Below are 3,071 nucleotides of genomic sequence, written 5' to 3' on the forward strand. Positions count from 1 at the left end.
GGAGGGAGTCCTCATCTGGAGGCGGGTTTCCCGCTTAGATGCTTTCAGCGGTTATCCCTTCCGAACGTAGCCAACCAGCCGTGCCCTTGGCAGGACAACTGGCACACCAGAGGTTCGTCCGTCCCGGTCCTCTCGTACTAGGGACAGATCCTCGCAAGACTCCTACGCGCGCAGCGGATAGGGACCGAACTGTCTCGCGACGTTCTAAACCCAGCTCGCGTGCCGCTTTAATGGGCGAACAGCCCAACCCTTGGGACCTACTCCAGCCCCAGGATGCGACGAGCCGACATCGAGGTGCCAAACCATCCCGTCGATATGGACTCTTGGGGAAGATCAGCCTGTTATCCCCGGGGTACCTTTTAGCCGTTGAGCGACACCACTTCCACACGTAGGTGCCGGATCACTAGGCCCAGCTTTCGCTCCTGCTCGACCCGTCGGTCTCACAGTCAAGCTCCCTTGTGCCCTTGCACTCGCCACCTGGTTACCAACCAGGCTGAGGGAACCTTTGGGCGCCTCCGTTACATTTTGGGAGGCAACCGCCCCAGTTAAACTACCCACCAGGCACTGTCCCCCACCCCGATCAGGGGCGCGGGTTAGACATTCGAAACAACCAGAGTGGTATTTCACCAGTGACTCCACCCGAACTAGCGTCCAAGCTTCACCGTCTCCCACCTATCCTACACAAGCCATTCCAAACACCAATGCCAAGCTATAGTGAAGGTCCCGGGGTCTTTCCGTCCTGCTGCGCGTAACGAGCATCTTTACTCGTAGTGCAATTTCGCCGGGCCTGTGGTTGAGACAGCGGGGAAGTCGTTACGCCATTCGTGCAGGTCGGAACTTACCCGACAAGGAATTTCGCTACCTTAGGATGGTTATAGTTACCACCGCCGTTTACCGGCGCTTAGATTCTCAGCTTCGACAACCCGAAAGTCATCTAACCGGTCCTCTTAACGTTCCGGCACCGGGCAGGCGTCAGTCCGTATACAGCGTCTTACGACTTAGCACGGACCTGTGTTTTTAGTAAACAGTCGCTTCCCCCTGGTATCTGCGACCCCACACAGCTCAAGGAGCAAGTCCCATCACCATACGAGGCCCCCCTTCTCCCAAAGTTACGGGGGCAATTTGCCGAGTTCCTTAACCACAGTTCACCCGAACGCCTTGGTATTCTCTACCTGACCACCTGAGTCGGTTTAGGGTACGGGCCGCCAGTACACTCGCTAGAGGCTTTTCTCGGCAGCATGGGATCACTCACTTCACCTAAAACGGCTCGGCATCACCTCTCAGGCTTGTGTGAAGCACGGATTTGCCTATGCTTCGCCCTACAGGCTTACCCCGGGACAACCATCGCCCGGGCTGAGCTACCCTCCTGCGTCACCCCATCGCTCACCTACTACAGATCCGGATCCCAGGCTCACAGACACCAGCATCACCCGAAGGATCAACTGGGCAGCTCGCGTGGTTAGCATCGTCTGGTTCAGCGTTGGCGCGTACCGGCGGGTACGGGAATATCAACCCGTTGTCCATCGATTACGCCTGTCGGCCTCACCTTAGGTCCCGACTTACCCTGGGCGGATTAGCCTGCCCCAGGAACCCTTGGTCATCCGGCGGAGCAGTTTCTCACTGCTCATTCGCTACTCATGCCTGCATTCTCACTCGTGCAACCTCCACCACAGCTCACGCCGCGGCTTCACCGGCTTGCACGACGCTCCCCTACCCAACCACACCTAAGTGTGATTGCCATGACTTCGGCGGTGTGCTTGAGCCCCGCTACATTGTCGGCGCGGAATCACTTGACCAGTGAGCTATTACGCACTCTTTCAAGGATGGCTGCTTCTAAGCCAACCTCCTGGTTGTCATCGCAACTCCACATCCTTTCCCACTTAGCACACGCTTAGGGGCCTTAGTCGATGATCTGGGCTGTTTCCCTCTCGACCACGAACCTTATCGCCCGCAGTCTCACTGCCACACTCTCACTCACCGGCATTCGGAGTTTGGCTGACGTCAGTAACCTTGTCGGGCCCATCGGCCATCCAGTAGCTCTACCTCCGGCGAGAAACATGTGACGCTGCACCTAAATGCATTTCGGGGAGAACCAGCTATCACGGAGTTTGATTGGCCTTTCACCCCTAACCACAGGTCATCCCCCAGGTTTTCAACCCTGGTGGGTTCGGTCCTCCACACCGTCTTACCGGCGCTTCAACCTGCCCATGGCTAGATCACTCCGCTTCGGGTCTACAGCATGCGACTAAAGAGATTACCGAAGTAAACACTGACGCCCTCTTCAGACTCGCTTTCGCTACGGCTCCCCCACACGGGTTAACCTCGCCACACACCATAACTCGCAGGCTCATTCTTCAAAAGGCACGCCATCACGAATCAGACCCCGAAGAGTCTGAGGGACGCTCTGACGGCTTGTAGGCACACGGTTTCAGGTACTATTTCACGACCCCTCACCGGGGCACTTTTCATCTTTCCCTCACGGTACTTGTCCGCTATCGGTCACCAGGGAGTATTCAGCCTTACCACGTGGTCGTGGCAGATTCACACGGAATTTCACGGGCTCCGTGCTACTCGGGAACACACCCAAGAGATCGCGCAGTTTCGTCTACCGGACTCTCACCGTCTACGGTCGGCCTTCCCATGCCATTCGACTACCACGCGATTTTGTAACTCTTCGCTACCCCAGCGGAGCTAGCAGGGTGGTCCCACAACCCCGACCGTGCAACGCCCGCCGGCTATCACACACGATCGGTTTAGGCTCTTCCGCTTTCGCTCACCACTACTCACGGAATCACTCTTGTTTTCTCTTCCTGCGGGTACTGAGATGTTTCACTTCCCCGCGTTCCCACCAACCTGCCTATACATTCAGCAGGCGGCGACACCCCATCACGGGTGCCAGGTTTCCCCATTCGGAAATCCCCGGATCAAAGTCTGGTTGCCGACTCCCCGAGGCATATCGCAGGCTCCCACGTCCTTCATCGGCTCCTGATGCCAAGACATCCACCGTATGCCCTTAAAAACTTGAACCACACACAATGGCCCAAAACCAAGACATAAATGTGAACTGAAAA

At 56.9% G+C, this 3,071-nt stretch carries 1 rRNA gene; it reads right to left on the reverse strand.

From position 1 onward, the window contains the following. Positions 1-3,027: ribosomal RNA gene (locus LO762_RS32170) — 23S ribosomal RNA — on the reverse strand; the annotation flags it as partial. Positions 3,028-3,071 lie beyond the last annotated feature (44 nt).

Origin of the sequence: Actinocorallia sp. API 0066, from assembly GCF_020991275.1 — a bacterium.
Lineage (GTDB): Bacteria > Actinomycetota > Actinomycetes > Streptosporangiales > Streptosporangiaceae > Actinocorallia.